14 protein-coding genes are annotated in these 21,483 nt (G+C 67.9%); 8 read left to right on the plus strand and 6 right to left on the minus strand.

The features are described from left to right. Positions 1–28: 28 nt before the first annotated feature. The 6 genes from U1708_RS01875 to U1708_RS01900 form a co-directional block, all read right to left on the minus strand. A complete protein-coding gene (locus tag U1708_RS01875; protein ID WP_332742152.1) occupies positions 29–1,273 on the minus strand; it encodes a putative DNA modification/repair radical SAM protein in 1,245 nt (414 codons plus the stop codon). A gap of 219 nt (positions 1,274–1,492) precedes the next feature. Continuing rightward, entirely contained in the window at positions 1,493–1,669 is a 177-nt protein-coding gene (locus U1708_RS01880) for a hypothetical protein (protein ID WP_332742154.1), read from the minus strand. A 64-nt stretch (positions 1,670–1,733) separates the two neighbouring features. Continuing rightward, a complete protein-coding gene (locus U1708_RS01885; protein WP_332742156.1) occupies positions 1,734–5,120 on the minus strand; it encodes a chromosome segregation SMC family protein in 3,387 nt (1,128 codons plus the stop codon). A gap of 292 nt (positions 5,121–5,412) precedes the next feature. Next, on the minus strand, positions 5,413–6,153 hold the full coding sequence (locus tag U1708_RS01890) for a thioredoxin domain-containing protein (RefSeq protein WP_332742158.1): 741 nt from the start codon (positions 6,151–6,153) through the stop codon (positions 5,413–5,415). A 30-nt stretch (positions 6,154–6,183) separates the two neighbouring features. Continuing rightward, positions 6,184–6,849, minus strand: a complete 666-nt coding sequence (locus U1708_RS01895) for a thioredoxin domain-containing protein (protein WP_332742160.1) — start codon at positions 6,847–6,849, stop codon at positions 6,184–6,186. Then, positions 6,849–7,400, minus strand: coding sequence for a DUF721 domain-containing protein (locus U1708_RS01900; RefSeq protein WP_332742162.1), 552 nt, complete (start codon positions 7,398–7,400; stop codon positions 6,849–6,851). Before U1708_RS01900 ends, U1708_RS01895 begins: the two co-directional genes overlap by 1 nt. Positions 7,401–7,459: 59 nt before the next feature. On the opposite strand from U1708_RS01900, the gene U1708_RS01905 reads away from it, so the two are divergent. The 8 genes from U1708_RS01905 to U1708_RS01940 all read left to right on the plus strand — a co-directional run bounded on the left by U1708_RS01905 (position 7,460) and on the right by U1708_RS01940 (position 21,462). After that, positions 7,460–8,491 carry an A/G-specific adenine glycosylase gene (locus U1708_RS01905; protein WP_332742595.1) on the plus strand — a complete coding sequence of 344 codons (1,032 nt, stop codon included), beginning with the start codon at positions 7,460–7,462 and terminating at the stop codon, positions 8,489–8,491. After that, positions 8,488–9,840: a serine hydrolase domain-containing protein gene (locus U1708_RS01910; RefSeq protein ID WP_332742164.1), complete on the plus strand. Its 1,353-nt coding sequence runs from the start codon at positions 8,488–8,490 to the stop codon at positions 9,838–9,840. The genes U1708_RS01905 and U1708_RS01910 overlap by 4 nt, the downstream gene beginning before the upstream one ends. A 5-nt stretch (positions 9,841–9,845) precedes the next feature. Further along, the gene (gene nudC, locus U1708_RS01915; protein ID WP_332742597.1) at positions 9,846–10,724 is read left to right on the plus strand and encodes an NAD(+) diphosphatase; all 879 of its coding nucleotides are present in this window, start codon (positions 9,846–9,848) and stop codon (positions 10,722–10,724) included. 55 nt (positions 10,725–10,779) lie between these two features. Continuing rightward, complete coding sequence (locus tag U1708_RS01920; protein WP_332742166.1) at positions 10,780–12,186, plus strand: L-serine ammonia-lyase; 1,407 nt, start codon at positions 10,780–10,782, stop codon at positions 12,184–12,186. A gap of 10 nt (positions 12,187–12,196) precedes the next feature. Then, positions 12,197–14,230 (plus strand): M3 family metallopeptidase, encoded by a 2,034-nt coding sequence (locus tag U1708_RS01925; protein ID WP_332742168.1) that lies wholly within the window; start codon positions 12,197–12,199, stop codon positions 14,228–14,230. Beyond that, complete coding sequence (locus tag U1708_RS01930; protein ID WP_332742171.1) at positions 14,230–15,291, plus strand: PLP-dependent cysteine synthase family protein; 1,062 nt, start codon at positions 14,230–14,232, stop codon at positions 15,289–15,291. The genes U1708_RS01925 and U1708_RS01930 overlap by 1 nt, the downstream gene beginning before the upstream one ends. Before the next feature lie 7 nt (positions 15,292–15,298). Beyond that, positions 15,299–18,838 (plus strand): hydantoinase B/oxoprolinase family protein, encoded by a 3,540-nt coding sequence (locus tag U1708_RS01935; RefSeq protein ID WP_332742173.1) that lies wholly within the window; start codon positions 15,299–15,301, stop codon positions 18,836–18,838. A gap of 320 nt (positions 18,839–19,158) precedes the next feature. Continuing rightward, the gene (locus tag U1708_RS01940) at positions 19,159–21,462 is read left to right on the plus strand and encodes a glycoside hydrolase family 3 C-terminal domain-containing protein (RefSeq protein WP_332742175.1); all 2,304 of its coding nucleotides are present in this window, start codon (positions 19,159–19,161) and stop codon (positions 21,460–21,462) included. The last annotated feature ends 21 nt before the right edge of the window (positions 21,463–21,483 follow it).

A 21,483-nucleotide genomic window follows, 5' to 3' on the forward strand; every position in this document is an offset into this window, starting at 1 on the left:
AGGGAGGGGGGCAGGGTGCGCGCGGTGCTCACGCGAACATTTCCATTTGCTTGGGTTTCGGGGCGACGAGGGGGCGGAGTTCGGCTCGGTCCGCCAAGGCCACCGGGCGCCAGTCTTCGGCGATGATGAAGGGGCGGAGCTTGGCGACCGAGACCGTCAGGCGGGCGATGTCGGCCAAATGCAGGCGGCGCCAGCGGCGGCTGGTGAGGATGCCGTTGACCGCCTTTACGCCGAGGCCGGGGACGCGGAGGAGCATTTCTCGGGGGGCGCGGTTGACGTCCACGGGGAACGATCCGCGGAATTTCAGCGCCCAGGCGAGCTTGGGATCGATGTCGAGCGGCAACATGCCGGTGGCGTCGTCGGCGGCGGCGATGACTTCGTGCGGCTGGAACTCGTAGAAGCGCATCAGCCAGTCGGATTGATAGAGGCGGTGCTCGCGCATCAGTGGCGGACGTTGCAGGGGCAAGACGGCGCTTGCGTCGGGGATCGGGCTGAACGCTGAATAATAGACGCGGCGGAGGCCAAACCGGTCGTACAGGGTCGAGGCTTTGCGGACTATGTCGCCGTCCGTCGCAGCGTCTGCGCCGACGATCATCTGGGTCGACTGGCCCGCGGGGGCGTAGCGGGGGGCGGACTTGTATTTGGCCTTGGCGTCCTTGCCGTCGATGATCGAGGCCTTCACTTCGGCCATCGCCGTTTCGATGCGGACGCCGTCCTTCTCGGGGGCGAGGCGCTTCAGGCCGTTCGCGGTCGGGAGTTCGACGTTGATCGAGACGCGATCCGCATACAGCCCAGCCTGGTGGACGAGTTCGGGATCGGCGTCGGGGATCGTCTTCAGGTGGATGTAGCCGCGGAAATGATGGTCTTCGCGCAGGCTCCGCGCGACCTCGACCATCTGCTCCATCGTGTAGTTGGACGAGGCGATGATGCCGGACGAGAGAAACAGGCCCTCGATATAATTGCGCTTGTAGAAGGCGATGGTGAGATCGACGACCTCCTTCGCCGTGAAGCGCGCGCGGCGGACGTTCGAGCTCTTGCGGTTGATGCAGTAATGGCAGTCGAAAATGCAGCTGTTGGTCAGCAGAATCTTGAGCAGCGAGATGCATCGGCCGTCGGGCGCGTAGGCGTGGCAGATTCCCATGCCTTCGGTCGAGCCGAGCCCCTTGCCGTCCTTCGAATTGCGCTTGGTCGTGCCCGACGACGCGCAGGACGCATCGTATTTGGCGGCATCGGCCAGGATCTCGAGCTTTTCACGGGTGTCGAGTTGGGCCATTCGTTCGTCTTACGTTCCGCGAAAAGAGGTGTCGAGTGATGGAGATCAACTTGTCGCTATGTCGCTGATACGGGCCGGTTCTCGGTCATGCAGGCAGAGTGAAGTATAGAAAGTATAGACGCTGGGAGAGTTTCGTCGGGGTCGGTTTCGGGGGTATGAATTCCAGCGGTCGAGGCGTCGGGACGCTGGCAGGATCCGCGCGTGTAGGACAGCGATCGATCAGTCGATCAGGTAGCGGATCAGATCGACCATGCCGCCGAAGCTGACGGGCAGGAACAAGAGCAGGAAAAGGTAGACGAAGATCAGGCGGGTCAGCGCCTTCTCATGCCGATATACGGGCTTGCGGGGAGGCAGGTCCTCCTTGCGCGGCCAGATGCTCGATTCGTCCAGGAACATCGTGTCTATATAAAGCGATACGCCGCACGGTTGCGGAAAAAATGCGCGGAAAAATCGATCTGTGTCACTCGGCGGCGATCAGCCCCGTCGCGGCTTGGAGGTCGACCGAGACGAGGCGGCTGACACCGCGTTCGATCATCGTCACGCCGAACAGGCGGTGCATGCGACTCATCGTGACGGCGTTGTGCGTGACGACGAGGTAGCGCGTGTCGGTATCGCGAGACATTCGATCGAGCAGGTCGCAGAAACGCTCGATATTGGCGTCGTCGAGCGGTGCGTCGACCTCGTCGAGCACGCAGATCGGCGCGGGGTTGGTGAGGAACAGGCCGAAGATCAATGCGACCGCCGTGAGGGCCTGTTCGCCGCCCGACAATAGGGTGAGCGACTGGAGGCGCTTGCCGGGTGGTTGTGCCATGATCTCGAGCCCGGCTTCGAGCGGATCGTCGGAGTCGATCAGTTCGAGGTGGGCGGCGCCGCCGTCGAAGAGGGTGGTGAAGAGGCGTTGGAAATGGCCGTTCACCGCTTCGAATGCGGCGAGCAGGCGTTGGCGGCCTTCGCGGTTGAGCGTGCCGATCGAGCCTCGGAGGCGGTTGACGGCTTGCCCTAGTTCGTCGCGCTCCACCGCGTTGCCGCGTGAGGCGTCTTCTAGGGCGGCGAGTTCGGTTTCGGCTACGAGGTTGACCGGGCCGATCCGCTCTCGGTCGGTGGAGAGGCGGTCGTGGATGGCGGATTCCTCGGCTGGGGCGCGGACTTCGGCGACTGCAAAGCCGAGGCGCTCGGGGAGGACGGGGGCAGGGCATTGGAAGCGTTCGCCGGAAAGCTTGCCTAGGTCGAGGCGGCGGGCTTCGTGATTTTCGACGCGGGCGATCGCACCAGCGCGGGCTTCGCGGGCTTGGGACAGGGCTTCGGTGGCGGCGCGGTGGGCGTCGTCGGCGGTGCGGGCGGCGGTTTCTGTGGCGCGTTCGGTGGCGAGCAGGGCCTCAGCAGTGGTTCGGGCTTCTTGGTGTTCACTGTCGAGCGTGGCGATTTCGGTTGCCAGCGTCGCGGGGCGATCCGCGATAGCGGCGAGGTCGACGCCGAGGGTCGCTTCCCGCGTGTCCATGTTGGCGATGCGTTTGGCGGCTTCCCCGGCTCGCGCGCGCCAGCTTCGGGTGTCGGCCTGGGCGGCGGCGAGGCGTTCGCGGTGGGTGGCGATGCTGCGGTCGAGCGTGGTGCGATCGGCGCGGGCCTGCGCGACGGCTGCGCGGCTGCGTTCGGCGTCGTATTGGAGCGTGGCGACCTGGCGCGCGTTGGCGGTGCCGTCGGGGACGGCGGCCATTGCGGCCTCGGCGCGGCTGCGTTCGGCGTGCGCCTCGGCGACGTCGTCGGCGATCCGGTGCGCGCGGACGTCGAGGTCGGCGCGTTGGGTGGCGAGGCGTTCTAGCGCTGATGTGGCGCGGTCTTCGTTGCGGGTGGCGTCGCGCGCGGTGGTTTCGGCGTGTTGCAGGGCGGCGCGGGCGGTTTGCGACTGGCGGCGGGCTTCGGCGATCTGGTGGTCGATCGTCGCGCGGGTTCGTTCGGCTTGTTCGAGTGCCGTGGCCGCTGCAGGGCGTGCGGCCTGGAGTGTGGCGAGACGGTTGCGGCGGACTAGCCGTTCGGCGGCTGCTGCGCCGGTGCCGGTTGCGGTGAACCCGTCCCAGCGGCGGAGTCGGCCGTCTCGGGTCACGATCCGTTGGCCGACGGCGAGGTGTTGGTTGGTGTCGGTGTCGACGACGAAGACCTGCGCGAGCCTGCGGGCGAGGGCGGGGGGCGCGTCGACATGCTTTGCCAGCGGTTCGGCGTCGGCGGGCGCTTTGGGATCTTCGTCGCGGGGCTCGCCGCCGGTCCATGCGTCGAGGCTGGTGTCGAGATCGTCGCCGAGTGCTGCCGCCAGTGCGCGCTCATAGCCTGTGCTGGCCGAGACGTGGTCGAGCAGTCGGTTGCGGCCTGAGTTTTGCGTGGCTTTGGTGAGCGCGGTCACTTCGCTGTCGATCGCGGCGAGGTCTGCGCGAGCGGTGGCGCGGGCGGTTTCGGCGGCGTCGCGCGCGCTGGTCGCGGCGGCTTCGTCGGTGTCTGCTTGGGCGATGGCCTGGCGGGCGGACTCTGCGGCGGCGGTTGCTGTGCGTCGGGCTTCGGCGGCGGTTTCTCGCTCTGCGGCCAGCGGGGCGGGGTCACTAAGGGATCGGAGGGCGGCGGCGATCTGCGCGGCGTCGCGATCGGCGCGGTCGGCGCGGGTGCGGGCGGCGGCGAGGGCTGCGCTGGCGACGCGGACTTCGGCGGCGTCGCGGGCTTGGGTGGCGAGCGCCTGGGCGAGCGAGACTTCGGCGTCTCGGGCTTTGCGTTCGGTGTCAGCGAGCGCGGCGTCGAGATCGGGGATCGCGGCGGTGGCGTCGGCGATCGCGGTGTCGAGGGCCTTGGCATCGTCGGCGAGGCGGGCGAGCGCGGCGGCGGCGTCGCTGGCGAGCGATCCTTCGCGGGCACGGTCGTCGGCGATGCGGGTGCGGGCGTCGGCTAGGTCGGCGATCCTGCGCTCGACGCCGGCCTTTTCGGTTTTCAGCGCGGCGAGGCGGTGGGCGAGGTCGCCGACGCGGTCGCGGGCGGCGAGGGCTGCGGTGCGAGCGGTGGAGACGGCTTCGACCGCGCGGTGCTGGTCTGCGGCGGCTGCGCGTTCGGCGTCGGCACCGGCGTGGACGCGGGCTTCGGCGGCGGCGGCTTCGGCCTTGGCGGCGTCGGATGCGGTGGCGGCTTCGCGCCAGCGGGCGAAGAGCGTGCGGGCTTCGGCGACGCGGATCTGGGCGGAGATCAGGCGATAGCGTTCGGCGGCGCGCGCCTGGCGTTTCAGGGTGGCGGCGCGTGCGTCCTGGTCCGAGATGATCTCGTCGAGCTTGGCGAGATTGGCTTCGGTGGCGCGGAGTTTGCCCTCGGCGTCCTTGCGGCGCACGTGCAGCCCGGCGATCCCGGCGGCTTCCTCCAGCATGGCGCGGCGGTCGGCAGGCTTGGCGGCGATAACGGCGCCGATCTTGCCTTGGCTGACGAGCGCGGGGGAGTGCGCGCCGGTGGCGGCGTCGGCGAAGAGCAGGCCGACGTCTTTCGCGCGGACGTCTCGGCCGTCGATCCGGTAGGCGGAGCCGGCGCCGCGTTCGATCCGGCGGACGATCTCGCGTTCGTCGCCGGCGATTTCGGCGAGGATCGAGACTTCGGCGAAGTCGCGCGGGGGGCGGGTCGCGGTGCCGGCGAAGATGACGTCTTCCATGCCGGCGCCGCGCAGCGACTTGGCGCTGGCCTCGCCCATCGTCCAGCGGAGCGCTTCGAGGAGGTTGGACTTGCCGCAGCCGTTGGGGCCGACGACGCCGGTGAGGCCGGGTTCGATGCGGAGGTCGGCGGGGTCGACGAAGCTCTTGAAGCCGGTGATGCGGAGGCGCTTGATCTGCATTTCTTGCGCGCCCCGACGGTTGGTGTTGCGGTTTTATCCTGAACCGCCAAGCTTGTGTCCCCGCGAAGGCGGGGACCCAGACTGGGCTCCCGCCTTCGCGGGAGAACAAGGAAGAGCGGCCCGTGAACACGCTTACTGCCCTTGCCTCTACCCCGGCGAAGGCCGGGGCCCAATTGGAGAGGTCGCGGTAACGAAGCGCTGACCTCTGTTAGCAACGTCCCCCAATTGGGCCCCGGCCTTCGCCGGGGTGGTAGTTATTCGCCGGGGTGGTAGTTACTTGTGGGGGGCTAGCTTAAGCCCCAGCCGCCTTCAGCGCCTTTTCCATCTGATCCCAGCTCACCACCTGATCGAGCTTCTTGTCGTTGATCAGGAACGTCGGTGTGCCCGTCACCGTCCCCGCCTGCATCGCGGTCTCGGTCGGCTTGGCCATCACTTCGAGCTGCTTCTGATCCGCCAGGCACGCACGCGCCTTGGCTTCCGGAATTCCGCGCTGCTTGACGAAATCGATCGCGCCCATCTGTTCGGCGAGCTTGGTCGCGACGACCGTCGGCGGCTGGTTGGCGAGCGCCTTCTGCTGGTCGGGGGTCATCGTCTGGAGCTTGTCGAGGAAGGCGATCTGGTTGCCGTACATCTGCTCGAGGAGCGGGAAGAACGGCGCGACGCCGCCGCACTGGCCGAGTAGGGTCAGCGCCACGTCGGGCGCACCGTGGACCAGGAAGTCGCGGAATTCGAAGCTGACTTTCCCGGTCGAGACGTATTTCTCGGTCAGCGGCTTGTATGCCTCGCGGGCGAATGAGCCACAGGTCGGGCACGAGCGCGCGCCGTATTCGACGAGCTTGATGGCGGCGTTGGGGTTGCCCATCAGATAGCCCTCGGGGGTCTTCACGACCGTCTCGGTCCAGCTCTGGCCGGCAGGCGCGGCGGCGGCGGCGACGGGGGCCGCGGCGGGCGCGTCGACGTTGCCGGTCGAATCGTTCTTCGAGCAGGCGGCGAGCGCGAGCGGCAGGGCGGCGAGCGCGATTACGAACTTCATGCTGTTACTCCAGTGGGTTACTTGCAAACGTTACCGGGCGCCGGCCTTGCGGAGCGCGGGTTCGAGCTGTTCCCAGCCGACATGGGGCACGATCTTGCCGTTGAGGTAGAAGGTCGGGGTGGAATCGATTTCCTTGGGCGCGTCGGCAGTCAGTTTGACGATGCGGTCGATCTCGGGCTGGTTGGCGAAGCACGCGTTGATCGCCGCATCCGACAGCCCGCGCGCCTTGACCATCGCGGTCAGGCCGGAGCCGTCGGCGTTCGCGCGAATCTGGGCGGCGGTCGGGTACATGGCGAGGCGCGCGGCGTTGCCCTGCTGATACTCGATGCCACGTTGCAGCCATTGCGGCTGCGCGGCGAAGATCGCCGAGGACGTGGCGGCGAAACCCTTGGGGCCGGTGCAGCGCGCGAGGATCGCCGCCGACAGGTCGAGACGGTCGCGGATGAAGTGGCGGAATTCGAGGCTGGTGGAGCCGGATGCGATCATCTGGCGCTTCAACACGGGTTCGGACTTCACCGAGAAATCGGCGCAGTGCGAGCAGGTGTAACTCGCATATTCGACCAGTTTCACGCGCGCGGCGGGGTTGCCGATCAGGTAGGCGCCTGAAGGAAGGATGCGGGCGGTTTGCGACCAGTCGCGCGCGGGAGTGGCGCCGGTCAGCAGGAAGAGGGCGAAGACGGCTAGGAGGACGCGCATCAGTTGATCCTGGGAAGGCCGTGCGTCGAAGCGACGCCGGCGGCGAGGGATTCGAGGACGGCGCGCAGTTCCGGATCGGCGATGCCCTTCAGGCTCGCACCGAGATCGACGGGGACCGGGCGGATCGACGGCGGGGCCTTTCGCGGTACGGGGGCGGCGACCTCGCCCTGGCGGATCGCGACTTTGACGATCGCTGCGTAGCCGAAGAATCGGTTCACGCGCTCGATGATCTCGGGCGCGATGTGCTGCATCATCGGCGCGTGCGCGCCGCGGACGGTGAGGGTAAGGACGCCGTCCTGCTTCTTGCCGAGCGGGAAGCGGATCGATTCGGGGATGCTGGCGCCGGCCAGTTTCGCGCCGACGATCTCGGGCCAGCGGCTGACGATCGACGACTGGACGAAGCCGAATCGCCGGAACGCCGCGCCGCCGATCGCGGGCAACAGTTCGGCGACCGCGCGCGAGCGATTCTCGCGCGGCGCATCGGGATCGGTCTTGCCTTTTACCCGGCGCGGCGCGGGCGGTTTGGGGGAAGGGCCAGGCGGCTTGCTCATCCGCGAACCCATGCCATAGGCGACGCGTGAACGCCAAGCGCTCTTCGGTCTCCGGGGCCCTGCTCGACTGGTATGACGCGCATCGTCGCGACCTGCCGTGGCGCGCGAAGCCGGGCGAGACGGTCGATCCGTACCGGGTGTGGCTGTCCGAGGTGATGTTGCAGCAGACGACTGTGGCCGCGGTGACCCCGCGGTTCCTCGCGTGGACCGCGCGGTGGCCGGATTTCGCGAGTCTGGCGGCGGCGGACGATGCCGATGTGATGGCGGCTTGGGCAGGGCTTGGCTATTACGCACGGGCGCGCAATCTGGTGAAGGCGGCGAAGGCTGTGGTCGCGGAGCATGGGGGCGTGTTTCCGCGGACCGAGGCCGAGTTGCGCGCGCTGCCGGGGCTGGGAGCGTACACCGCGGCGGCTGTGGCGGCGATCGCGTTCGGCGAGCGCGCGGTGGTGGTCGATGCGAATGTCGAGCGGGTGGTCGCTCGGCTGTTTGCGATTCAGACGCCTTTGCCGGTTGCGCGGCCTGCGATTCGGGTGGCGGCGGATTCGATTACGCCCGACCTCCGCGCGGGCGACTTTGCGCAGGCGATGATGGATCTGGGGTCGGGGATCTGCACGTCGCGGAGTCCGAGGTGTTTGCTGTGTCCTATCCGTGAATTTTGCGAGGGCTTTGCTCAGGGCGCGCCGGAGCGGTTGCCGGTGAAGGCTAAGAAGGTGGCCAAGCCTCAACGGTACGGGACGATCTTCTGGCTGGAACGCGACGGGCAGGTGCTGCTGGTGCGGCGGCCGGATACGGGTTTGCTCGGCGGGATGCGGGCGTTTCCTACGGGGCCTTGGGGTGACCCTGCGCCCGGGTTCGAAGACGCGCCGGCGCAGGCGGATTGGCGGATGCTGGACGTTACGGTCGCGCATGGATTTACGCATTTCGATCTGCAACTGACGCTTGCGGTGGCGACGGTCGAGGCGCATCAACCGCGCGTTCCAACGGCAAGCGAATGGTGGCCGATCGACGACCTGGATACCGCCGGGCTGCCGACCGTTTTCGCCAAGGCCGGGAAAGCCATTCGGAATTGGGCCACACGGAGATCTGCATGAAACTGGTGCACTGGATTTCGACGGGGGGCCTTGTCACGCTGGCCGCCGCCACGGCCTATGCCCAGCAGGCGCAGCCCCGACCTCAGATAAGCCCGCAGGCTCGTCCGGCGCCGCGGATGACGATCCCGGTCAAGGCGCTGCTGCCTGCGACGACCGTGCTGTTCGATGGCTATGTCGCGCAGGACAAGATGCCGGGGATCGTCGGGGCGTTCGGCGTCGGCGACGGTCCGACGCTGTTCCCTTCGGCGGGCAAGATCAGTGATGACCCGAACGCGCCGGTGGCCGGCCCCGACTCGCTGTGGCGGGTCTATTCGATGTCCAAGCCGATCACCGGCATGGCGGCGATGATGCTGGTCGAGGACGGCAAGCTCAACCTCGACGACCCGGTCAGCAAATACATCCCGGCGTTCAAGGACATGAAGGTCGCGACCAGCCCCGACACGTCGCTCGCCACGCGGCCGGCGACGCGGCCGATCACGATCCGCAATCTACTGACGCATACCGCCGGGCTCGGCTACACGATCGTCACCAAGGGGCCGCTGCTCAAGGAATATGAGCGGCTCGGGATCCTGCCGCTGTCGGTCAGCGCGGCGATGGAAGAGAAGATGCGGCCCGTTCGGCCGGCATCGCTCGAGGAGTTCGCCGACCGCGTCGCGACGCTGCCGCTGATCGCCGATCCGGGGACCAAGTGGAGCTATTCGATCGGGCTCGACGTGATGGGTCGCGTGATCGAGGTCGCGAGCGGCATGAGCTTCGAACGGTTCGTGCAGACGCGGCTGTTCGATCCTCTCAAGATGCGGTCAAGTTTCTGGCAAGTGCCGCAGGGCGAAGTCGGGCGGCTCGCGACCAACTATGCGTTCATCGGCGACACGCGGACGCCGCTCGATCCGGCGGCGAACTCGGTTTTCTTGCAGCGCCCGAGCTTTCCGTATGGTGGCGCGGGGCTGGTAATGTCGGCGCGGGATTACGATCGGTTCCTGCACATGATCCAGGACGGCGGCACGCTCGACGGCGTGCGCGTGATGAAGCCCGAGACGATCGCGCTGGCGACGTCGAACCTGCTGCCGACAGGCGTGGTGTTCGGCGGGGTCGGCGGCGGTACCGGGGGGACGCAGGGGAGCAACATGGGCTTCGGTGCGGGCGGTTCCGTCGTGCTGGCGGATACGCCGAACGGGCCGGGCAAGGGGACCTACGCCTGGGGTGGTGCTGCGGGGACGATCGCCTGGGTCGACCCGTCGAAGCATTCGCGTGGCAATGTGATGGTCAATTACTTCCCGGCGGACCGAATACCGTTGCGGGAACAGGTGGTCGCGGCGCTGATGCAGGATGTGGCGAGGTTGCGCCGATGAGCGTGATGGACGCGCCCGGCTTCACGGGTGGGACGCTAGACCGGTCCGATGCGCTGCGGCACGATCCCGAGGGATTGGCGGCGGCGCAGCGCGACTGGCGCGCACGGTTGCTGGTGCTCGACGGGTTGCTGCCGAGCACGACCGACGACGGGCACCTCGCCTGGACGTCGATGGCGGACATGCCCGACGATGCCGAGCCGATCCTGCTCGGGCTCGACGAGAGTGGACGGCCTCACTTCGCGGCGTTGCTGAACGGGATGCGGGTCGACAATGCACCGGCCATGCGGTCGCCTGCGCTGATGGCGGTTCTGGCCGCGCTCGCGCCGGGTGAGGCGGCGACCTATGCCGGCGCACGCAGTGTGATCGACTGGCACGTCCGGCATGGATTCTGCGCGAAGTGCGGGTCGCCGACCGCGGTGTTTCGTGCCGGGTGGGCGCGGAAATGTCCGAACTGCGCGACCGAGCATTTCCCGCGGGTCGATCCGGTGGTCATCATGATCGCCGAGCATGACGGGCGCGCGCTGCTCGGGCGCGGCAAGGGGTGGCCGCCGGGGCGCTATTCGGCGCTCGCCGGGTTTCTGGAGCCGGGCGAGTCGATCGAGGAAGCGGTCGCGCGCGAGATCGTCGAGGAGTCGGGGGTTCGGGTTGGGAAGGTGCGGTATGTCGCGAGCCAGCCCTGGCCGTTTCCGTCTTCGCTGATGGTCGCGTGTGTCGCCGAGGCCGAGGACGATGCGATCAGGCTGGACGTGAACGAGCTGGAGGATGCGATGTGGGTGCCGCGCGAGATGGTGCGCGCGGTGCTGCGCGGGGAGGACGGGCCGTTCGTCGCGCCGCCGCCCTATGCGATCGCGTACACGTTGCTGAAGGAATGGGCGGAGGACTAGGCGCGGAGTCAGCTTCGGATGGACGGCGCGGGGTATAGTCTCGTAACGGCGAGCCATGACCCCGCTGACCTTCGATCGCCCGGACGAGCAGACTCGCGCTCGCCCCGATTGCCACCAGGCGATCAGCATTCTCGACCTGTTCACGATCGGGATCGGGCCGTCGAGTTCGCATACCGTCGGGCCGATGCGCGCGGCGTGGTTGTTCGCGGATCTGGTCGCGGACGAGAAGCCGGTGGCTGTGCGCGTCGATCTGTATGGCTCGCTGGCGCTGACCGGGCGGGGGCATGCTACCGACAGCGCGGTGATGCTGGGGCTGAGTGGCGCGCAGCCCGAGACGATCGATCCCGACCTGATCCCGGTGCGACTGGCGGCGATCCGGTCTAGCGGGCGGCTGATGCTGGCGGAGCGGGTGGAGATCGGGTTCGAGGAGAGCCAGCATCTGCTGTTCCATGCGCAGACGTTTTTGCCGGGGCATCCCAATGCGGTGACGTTCACCGCGTCGTTCGGCGACGGGCGGACCGTGGATCGCACCTATTTCTCGATCGGTGGCGGCGCGATCGTCGAGGCGGGGTCGGGGCCGGTCAAGGCGAACATCCTGTTGCCGCGGCCGTTCTCGTCGGGGGCGGAACTGCTCGCGACTGGCGATGCTACGGGGATGACGATTGCCGACATCGTTCGCGAGAACGAGATTGCGTGGCGGCCGGACAGTGAGACGGATGCGTTCCTGGATGCGGTCCGGGGCGCGATGTTCGCGTCGATCGATCGTGGGTGTCGGCAGGGGGGTATCCTGCCGGGCGGGCTGAAGGTGCCGCGTCGGGCGAAGGCACTGTTCGAGGGGTTGCAGGCGCGCGATACCGCCGCCGATCCCTCCGCGGTGTTCGAGTGGGTGAGCCTGTATGCGCTGGCGGTTAACGAGGAGAATGCCGCGGGTGGCCGCGTCGTCACCGCGCCGACCAATGGCGCGGCGGGCGTGTTACCGGCGGTGCTGCGGTTCTACGAGACATTCACCAAGGACCCGACGGCAAAGGGTGCGCACGACTTCCTACTGACCGCGGCGGCGATCGGGTTTCTCTACAAGAAGCGGGCGTCGATTTCGGCGGCGGAGATGGGGTGCCAAGGCGAGGTCGGCGTCGCGTGCTCGATGGCGGCGGGGGCGCTGGTCGCGGCGCTCGGCGGCACCAATGCGCAGATCGAGAATGCGGCTGAGATCGGCATGGAGCATAACCTCGGCCTGACCTGCGATCCGATCGGCGGGCTGGTCCAGATCCCGTGTATCGAGCGCAACACGATGGGTGCGATCAAGGCGATCAACGCCGCCTATCTGGCGCTGCGGGGGGACGGTCGCCATATCGTCAGCCTCGATGCGGTGATCGAGACGATGCGCCAGACCGGTGAGGACATGCGCTCGCAATATAAGGAGACGTCGCTTGGTGGCCTGGCCGTCAACGTCGTCGAATGCTGAAGGATTTTTGATGGCTGCCCCGACGAACCCGCTGCTCGATACGCTTTCGCTGCCCCGTTTTGCGGAGCTCTCGCCCGACCAGATCGCGCCGGCACTCGACGAGGCGATCGCGCGGCATGAGGCGATGGTCGAGGCGCTGACGACCGCGAGGCCGACCGATTTCGCGGGCGCGTGGCTGCCGTACGAGCGCGCGAATACCGAGATCGGCGCGATCTGGTCGGCGGTGTCGCATCTGCACGGCGTCGCGGACACGCCCGAACTGCGTGCGGCGTATTCGGAGGGGCAGAAGCGGCTCGTCGAGAACGACATGAAGGTCGGGCAGAACCGCGATTTGTACGAGGTGTTCGTCGCGCTGAGCGTGTCGCCTGAGTTCGCCTCGCTGTCGGATGAGGACCGGGTCGCGGTCGAGCAGACCATTCGCGATTTCAAATTGTCGGGCGTGGCGTTGGAGCCGGAGGCGCGTGACCGGTTCAGCGAGATTTCGGTCGAGCTTTCGGGGTTGTCGAACGAGTTCGGGAGTGCGGTGCTCGATGCGACCGATGCTTGGTCCGAGCTGGTCACTGACGAGGCGGATCTCGCCGGGATTTCGGACGCGGACAAGGCGATGTTTGCGGATGCCGCCAAGGCTAAGGGGCTGGAAGGTTGGCTGGTCACGCTGCAGCAGCCGAGCGTCAACGCGGTGCTGACCTTTGCCGAGAACCGCGAGTTGCGCGCGCGGATGTACCGCGCGTTCGCGACGCGCGCGTCGGACCAAGGGCCGAACGCGGGCGAGTTCGACAACAGTGCGCGGATCGCACGTATTCTCGAGTTGCGGCATGAGGGCGCGAAGCTGCTCGGTTTCACCGATCCAGTCGCGTGGTCGCTGGAGACCAAGATGGCTCCGAACGGCGCCGAAGTGATCGCGTTCCTGCGCGATCTGGCGCGGCGGGCGAAGCCGGCAGCGGAGCGCGATCTGGCCGAGCTGAAGACGTTCGCCGCCGAACAGCTCGGGATCGCCGATTTCGAGCCGTGGGATGCGGGCTTCGTATCGAACCGGTTGCGGCAGGATCGCTATGCGGTCGATGCGCAGGTGGTGAAGGCCTATTTTCCGGTCGAGCGCGTGATGGAGGGCTGGCAGACGCTGATGGAGCGGCTGTTCGGCATCCGGCTGGTCGAGCGCGACGACGTGTCGCTCTATCATGACGATGCGCGGTTCTTCGACGTGGTGGACGAGAGCGGGACGGTGTTCGCCGGGCTGTATCTCGACCTGCATGCGCGCACCGGCAAGCGTGGCGGCGCGTGGATGGCGCAGGCGCGGCCGCGGTTGCACGACGGCAACACCGTGACGGTGCCAGTCGCGTATCTGGTCTGCAATTTCGCGCCGGATGGCGGCGAGACCCCGTCGCTGCTGAGCCACAACGACGTGACGACGTTGCTGCACGAGACAGGCCACTGCATCCACCTGCTCTTCACCAAGGTGAACCGGCCGAGCATCGCCGGCACCAATGGCTTCGAGTGGGACGCGATCGAGCTGCCGAGCCAGCTGATGGAGGATTTCGCTTGGGACAAGGACGTGCTGACCGGCATGTCGGGGCATTACAAGACCGGCGAGACGCTCCCCGCCGACCTGTTCGAGCGGATGGTGAAGGCGCGGCATTTCCAGGCGGGGATGTTCATCCTGCGCCAGGTCGAGTTCGCGCTGTTCGACCTGCTGCTGCATCTCGGCACGATGGGCAGCGATCCGATCGAGGTGATCGAGGCAGTGCGCGACGAGGTGGCGGTGATCCGCCCGCCCGCTTGGCACCGCTTCCCGCACGCGTTCAGTCACATTTTCGCAGGCGGCTACGCATCCGGCTATTACAGCTATCTCTATGCCGAATTGCTGGCGGCCGATGGGTTCGAGGCGTTCGCGGAAGCTGGACTGGTCGATCGCAAGACCGGCGACCGGTTCCGCGAGGAAGTTCTCGCGCGCGGTGCGACGCGGCCCGCGGCAGAGAGCTTCCGCGCATTCCGCGGGCGTGATCCGGAGCCGACCGCGATGCTGATCCGGCACGGGCTCCAGTGATGCCGAAGCGCGTCGACCGGCGCTGGTTGTCGGACGCGGTGCGGCGGATCGAGGCGGACTATAACCGGTCCGCCGACACGCATCTGATCCGCGTCGACCTGCCGCGCTATCCCGGCATCGTCCTGTATCTGAAGGACGAGAGCTCGCATCCGACCGGCAGCCTCAAGCACCGGCTCGCGCGCTCGCTGTTCCTGTACGCGCTGTGCAACGAATGGATCGGTCCCGAGACGACGGTGATCGAATCCTCGTCGGGGTCGACCGCGGTGTCGGAGGCGTATTTCGCCAAGATGCTGGGGCTGCGCTTCATCGCGGTGGTGCCCGCGACGACCGCGGCGCCGAAGCTCGACGCGATCCGCTTCCACGGCGGCGAGATCCACATGGTCGACGATCCGCGCACCGTCTACGCGGTCTCGCACCGCCTCGCCGCGGAGACCGGCGGGCATTATCTCGACCAGTTCACCTATGCCGAGCGCGCGACCGACTGGCGCGGCAACAACAACATCGCCGAGAGCATCTTCGCGCAGATGGCCGAGGAGGAGCATCCGTGCCCGTCCTGGATCGTCTGCGGGGCAGGCACGGGGGGCACGTCGGCGACGATCGGGCGCTTCATCCGCTGTTGCCGGCACGACACGCGGTTGTGCGTCGCCGACCCGGTGCATTCGGTGTTCCACCGCCATTTCGCGGATCGCTCGCTCACCGCGCTGCCCGAGGGGTGCGCGTCGCGGATCGAGGGGATCGGGCGGCCACGCGTCGAGCCGAGCTTCGTACCGTCGGTGATCGACCGGATGATCGCGGTCGAGGATGCCGACAGCATCGGCGCGATGCGCGCGCTGTCGGACCGGCTCGGGCGGCGCGTCGGCGGGTCTACCGGCACCAACCTGTGGGCCTGTGCGCAACTGATCGCGGAGATGGCGGCGGCGGGCGAGAGCGGCAGCGTCGTCACGTTGCTGTGCGACGGCGGCGATCGCTATGGCTGCACCTATTACGACGATGCGTGGCTCGACGAGCGCCAGGTGGCGTGGACCGATGCCGCCGCACGGATGACCGCTTTTCTGGGCTGAACAACCGATGACCGCATGGCAGTTCTGGATCGATCGCGGCGGCACGTTCACCGACGTCGTGGCGCGGCAACCGGACGGGCGGATCGTCACCGCCAAGCTGCTGTCGGAGGATCCCGAGCGCTATGACGACGCGGCGGTAGAGGCGATCCGGCGGCTGACGGACGGGGCCGACGTACCGCTGACCTTGCGGATCGGGACGACGGTCGCGACCAACGCGCTGCTCGAACGCAAGGGCGAGCCGACCGTCCTCGCGATCACGCGCGGCTTCGGCGATGCGCTGCTGATCGGCCACCAGGAACGGTCCGATATCTTCGCGCGCGACGTGAACCGCCCGCCGCCGCTGTTCGCGCACGTCGTCGAGATCGACGAGCGGGTCGGGGCGGAGGGCGATGTGCTGCGTCCGCTCGACGTCGATTCGGCCCGGGCAGGGTTGCAGGCGGCGTTCGAGAGCGGGCTTCGTGCGGTCGCGATCGTCCTGATGCACGGCTATCGCTTCACCGCGCACGAGGAGGCGCTGGCGGCAATCGCCGCCGAGTTCGGCTTCACGCAAATTTCGGTCAGCCACCGTGTCGCGCCGCTGATCAAGCTGATCGGGCGCGGCGATACGACCGTCGTCGATGCGTATCTGTCGCCGGTCGTCGATCGCTATGTCGCGGGGTTGAGCGCGGCGCTGGGGCAGGGCGCGCTGTTCATGCAGTCGTCGGGCGGGCTGGTCGACGGTGCAGGCTTTCGCGGGAAGGATGCGATCCTGTCGGGGCCCGCAGGCGGCATCGTCGGCATGGCCGCGACCGCGCGCGAGGCCGGGTTCGTGCACGTCATCGGCTTCGACATGGGCGGCACCTCGACCGACGTGTCGCACTATGCCGGCACCTATGAGCGCGACACCGAGACGCTGATCGCGGGCGCGCGCATCCGCGCGCCGATGCTGCGGATCCATACGGTGGCGGCCGGCGGCGGATCGATCTGCCGGTTCGACGGGGAAAGGCTGATCGTCGGCCCGGAGAGCGCCGGCGCGGTGCCGGGGCCCGCCTGCTATCGCCGCGGCGGGCCGCTGACGGTGACCGACTGCAACGTGATGCTGGGCAAGGTGCGCCCCGAATTCTTCCCCGCGTTGTTCGGCCCGACCGGCGACGCGCCGCTCGATGCCGAGGCGGTCGCCGCGCGGTTCGCGGACCTGCCGCTCGATCCGCAGGTGGCGGCGGAAGGGTTCGTCGCGGTCGCGGTGGCGAACATGGCGAATGCAATCCGGACGATTTCCGTGGCGCGAGGGCATGACGTGACGCGCTACACGCTGGCGTGCTTCGGCGGGGCGGGGGGGCAGCATGCGTGCCTCGTCGCCGATGCGCTGGCGATGGACCGGGTGATGATCCACCCGCTGGCCGGGGTGCTGTCGGCATACGGCATGGGGCTCGCCGATCGCCGCGTCCTGCGCGAGGCGACCTCGGCTGCGGCGTTCGCGGACTATGCCGCGATCACGCAGGCGCTGGACGGTCTGGCAGACGCGGCGCGCGACGCGCTGGTGGCGCAGGGCGTTCCGGCGGACGACGTGCGGATCGAGCGGCGCGTGCATCTGCGCCGCGGCCAGACCGATCACACGATCGAGCTGGATCTCGACCACCCGGCCGCGATGATCGCCGCCTTCGATGCCGCGCACATCGCGCAGTTCGGGTTCGCCAGCGATACGCCACTGATCGCCGACCGGATCGTCGCGGAAGCGATCGCCGAGAGCCCACCGATCGACGCCGCGCTGGTCACGTTCCCGGCCGAGCCCGCGCCGCCACTGGCCACTGCCCCCGTCTACATGGCGGGCGCATGGCACGACACGCCGGTGCTGGCGCGCGAAGGCCTCCCCGCCGGGCACGGCGTCGACGGCCCCGCGCTGATCCTCGACAGCGTGTCGACCACCATCGTCGAGCCCGGCTGGCGCGCGCGCGTCGATGCTGTCGGCACCCTGATCCTCGACCGGATCGCACCGCGCGTCGGCGCCAGCATCGGTACCGAGTCCGATCCCGTCCGGCTCGCGATCTTCGCCGGGCTGTTCATGAGCATCGCCGAGGAAATGGGCGCCGCGCTCCAGCGCTCCGCGGCCTCGGTCAACATCCGCGAACGGCTCGACTTCAGCTGCGCGCTGTTCGACGCGCACGGCAACCTCGTCGCCAACGCGCCGCACATTCCGGTCCATCTCGGCTCGATGGGCGAGAGCATCCGCACGATCATCGACGCCCGCGGCGGCGGCGCAGACGGTCGCGGGATCCTCCGCGGCGACGCCTATGCGCTCAACGCTCCCTATCGCGGCGGCACGCACCTGCCCGACATCACCGTCATCATGCCGGTCTTCGCGGATGACGGCGACGCGCCCGTGTTCTTCGTCGCGGCGCGTGGCCATCATGCAGACGTCGGCGGCACAACCCCCGGATCGATGCCGCCCGAAAGCCGCTCGGTCGAGGAAGAAGGCGTGCTGCTCGACGACGTACTGGTGGTCGACGAAGGGCGCTTCCTCGAAGGAGAGCTGCGCGCCGTGTTCGCGTCGGGCGCTTATCCGGCACGAAACATCGACCAGAACATCGCCGATCTCGCCGCCCAGCTCGCCGCCTGCACACGCGGCGCGACCGGGCTGACGCGGCTTGCGGACGAATACGGGACCGACGTCGTCGCGGCGTATATGGAGCACGTCCAGGCCAATGCCGACGCCGCCGTCCGCCGCCTGATCACGACGCTCGAGGACGGCGATTTCGCGTACGAGATGGACGATGGCGCCATCGTCCGCGTGGCCATCCGCGTCGATCGCGCGGCCGCGACGATGGAGGTCAACTTCGCGGGCACCAGCGAGCAGCGCCCGACAAATTTCAACGCCCCCGTCTCGATCGTCCGCGCCGCGGTGCTGTACGTCGTCCGCGCGCTGATCGACGAGGCGGTCCCACTCAACGACGGCTGCCTGCGCGGGGTGACGATCCGCGTCCCCGAGGGCTCGATGCTAAACCCGCGCTATCCGGCCGCGGTCGTCGCCGGCAATGTGGAGACGAGCCAGGTCGTCACCGATGCGCTGTTCGGCGCGCTCGGCGCGATGGCGGCGAGCCAGGGGACGATGAACAACTTCACCTTCGGCAACGACACGCACCAATATTACGAGACTATCGCGGGGGGAGCAGGTGCTGGCCCCGGCTTCGACGGCGCGTCGGTGATCCAGACGCACATGACTAACAGCCGGCTGACCGACCCGGAAATCTTCGAAACGCGCTTTCCGGTGCTGTTGGAGGAATTCTCGATCCGCCGCGGCTCGGGCGGGGCGGGCGCTCACCACGGCGGCGACGGGGGGACGCGGCGTGTGCGGTTCCTCGACGACATGACCGCCTGCATTCTTGCCAACCGGCGGCGCGTCGCTCCGTTTGGAATGGCGGGCGGCGAGGCGGGCGGGCTGGGATCGGCGGCTGTCGAGCGTGCGGATGGGAGTGTCGAACGGCTCGGCTCTACCGCCAAGGTCGACATGCATGCCGGCGACGTGTTCGTGATCGAGACGCCCGGCGGGGGTGGCTTCGGGAAGGCGTGATTGGGCCGCGCGGGGCGGAGCTTTCGGCTGATGACGAAAGGGCTGGCTGGCGTTCGGTAAAGCGTTGCGTCTATTTCTGCTCCCCTCCCTGAAAGGGAGGGGCAGGGGGTGGGTAGGCCCGCTTGGGTCGCTGGCGTTTCATGATCCGGAAACCGACCCACCCCCGACCCCTCCCTTTCAGGGAGGGGAGATCTTTCAGGGATGGGAGCCCTTTCAGGGAGGGGTGGCCCTTTCAGGGAGGGGGGCGTTGCGACGGCTGGTTGCGATACTGCGATGAACGCGGCACACATGCGACAACCGATCAGCCTGAAAGTGAGCCCATGACCGCATTCCGTTCCCGCGCCCTGTTCGTCCGATTGCTTGCGGGATCGGTGCTGGCGATCGCCGCGCCCGCCATTGCGCAGACCACTAACAACGCGCCCGGTGCTGCGGCAGCGCGGACCGAGGCTCCCAAGGCGCAGCCTTGGATGAACACCGGGCTGAGTGCCGATGCGCGCGTCGAGCTGCTGCTCAAGGAGATGACGCTCGACGAGAAGTTGCAGCTCACCTTCGGCTATTTCGCGACCAATGCCGACTGGCTGAAGACGCCGGTCAAGAACTGGGTCTATCCCAAGGACGGCCTGCCCGCGTCCGCCGGAATCGTGCCGGGGATCCCGCGTCTCGGCATCCCGAACCAGTGGCAGACCGATGCCGGCGTCGGCGTCGCCAGCCAGCGCGGGCCGACGCCGCGCCTGCGCACCTCGCTGCCGTCGGGGATAGCGACCGCATCGACCTGGAACCCCGAACTCGCGCAGGCTGGCGGCGCGATGATCGGCAACGAGGCGTTCCTGTCGGGCTTCAACGTGCAACTCGCGGGCGGCATGAACCTGACGCGTGAGCCACGGAACGGGCGCAATTTCGAATATGGCGGCGAGGATCCGTTGCTGGCGGGCATCATCACCGGCCACGAGATCAAGGGGATCCAGTCGCAGCACGTTGTGTCGACGATGAAGCATTATGCCTTCAACGGGCAGGAGACGAACCGCTTCAACATGGATCACAAGATCAGCGAACAGGCCGCGCGCCAGTCCGATCTGCTCGCGTTCGAGATCGCCAACGAGGTGGGTCAGCCCGGCTCCGTGATGTGCTCGTACAACCGCGTGAACGGCCATTATGCGTGCGAAAACGACTGGTTGCTCAACACCGTCCTGAAGCGCGACTGGGGCTTCAAGGGCTATGTCATGTCGGATTGGGGCGCGACGCACTCGACCAGCGAAGCCGCCAATGCCGGGCTCGACCAGCAATCGGGCTGGGCGTTCGATCGCTCGCCCTATTTCGCCGACGCGCTGCGTGAGGCGGTCAACAACGGCCATGTCAGCGAAGTGCGGGCGACCGACATGGCGCGGCGCGTGCTGTGGGGGATGGTCTCGGTCGGTGCGTTCGACACGGTCGTCGCTGGCGACCGCGCGACGACGATCGACTATGCCGGCCACGCCGCGGTCACGCGCGCGGATGCGGAGGAGGGCATCGTCCTCCTCAAGAACACCGCCGGCCTCCTGCCGCTCGCCAAGACGGCAAAGTCGATCCTGCTGATCGGCGCGCATGCCGATGTCGGCGTGCTGTCGGGCGGCGGATCGAGCCAGGTCTATTCGCCGAACGCGCCGACCAACGGGTTGGTCGTGCCCGACGAATTCCCGAGCGGCTTTCCCGGTCCCAAAACCTATCATGCGTCGTCGCCGATGAAGGCGTTGCAGGCACGGACTGGCGCGACCGTCACCTATCTCGACGGTAAGGACGTGAAGGCGACCGCAGCGGCGGCGCGCAAGGCGGACGTGGTCGTGGTGTTCGGCGAGCAGTGGACGGGTGAATCGCTCGACGTGCCCGATTTGAACCTGCCGGGTAATCAGAACGCGCTGATCGATGCGGTCGCGCGGGCGAACAAGAAGACCATCGTGGTGCTCGAAACCGGCGGCCCGGTCGTGATGCCGTGGCTCGGCAAGGTCGGCGCGGTGCTGGAGGCATGGTATCCCGGCACGGCGGGCGGCGAGGCGATCGCGCGCGTCCTGACCGGCGAGGTCAATCCGTCGGGGCACCTTCCCGCGACATTCCCGGCGTCGCTGGCACAGACTCCGCGGCCGGTGCTGGAGGGCGATCCGAAGCTCGACCGCGACGCGCATCCGATGGGGAATTACGACATCGAGGGGGCCGCGGTCGGCTATAAATGGTTCGACAAGACCGGCGCCAAGCCGCTGTTCCCGTTCGGTTATGGGTTGTCCTACACGAATTTCGCGATGACCGGGCTGACCGCGGCGCCTGCGGGTAAGGGGATCAAGGCCGGGTTCTTAGTGAAGAACACGGGCGCGGTGCAGGGCAAGGCGGTCGCGCAGGTCTATGTTTCGGGCGCGGGTTGGGAAGCGCCGAAGCGGCTGGGGGCGTTCCGCAAGGTCAATCTCGCGCCGGGTGCGGAGCAGGCTGTTTCGGTGACGATCGATCCGCGGTTGTTGGCGACGTTCGACGTTGCGAGTGGTGGGTGGAAGATCGCTGGTGGGGACTACAAGGTGATGCTGGCGACGTCTGCGGCGGATGTGGTGCAGACGGTTACGGTGCGGGTGGCGGCGCAGACGCTGGATCGTGGGGGGAAGTAGGGCTCCCTACGCTCCTTTACC

Origin of the sequence: Sphingomonas arabinosi, assembly GCF_036663715.1 — a bacterium.
In the GTDB taxonomy this organism is placed as follows: domain Bacteria; phylum Pseudomonadota; class Alphaproteobacteria; order Sphingomonadales; family Sphingomonadaceae; genus Sphingomonas.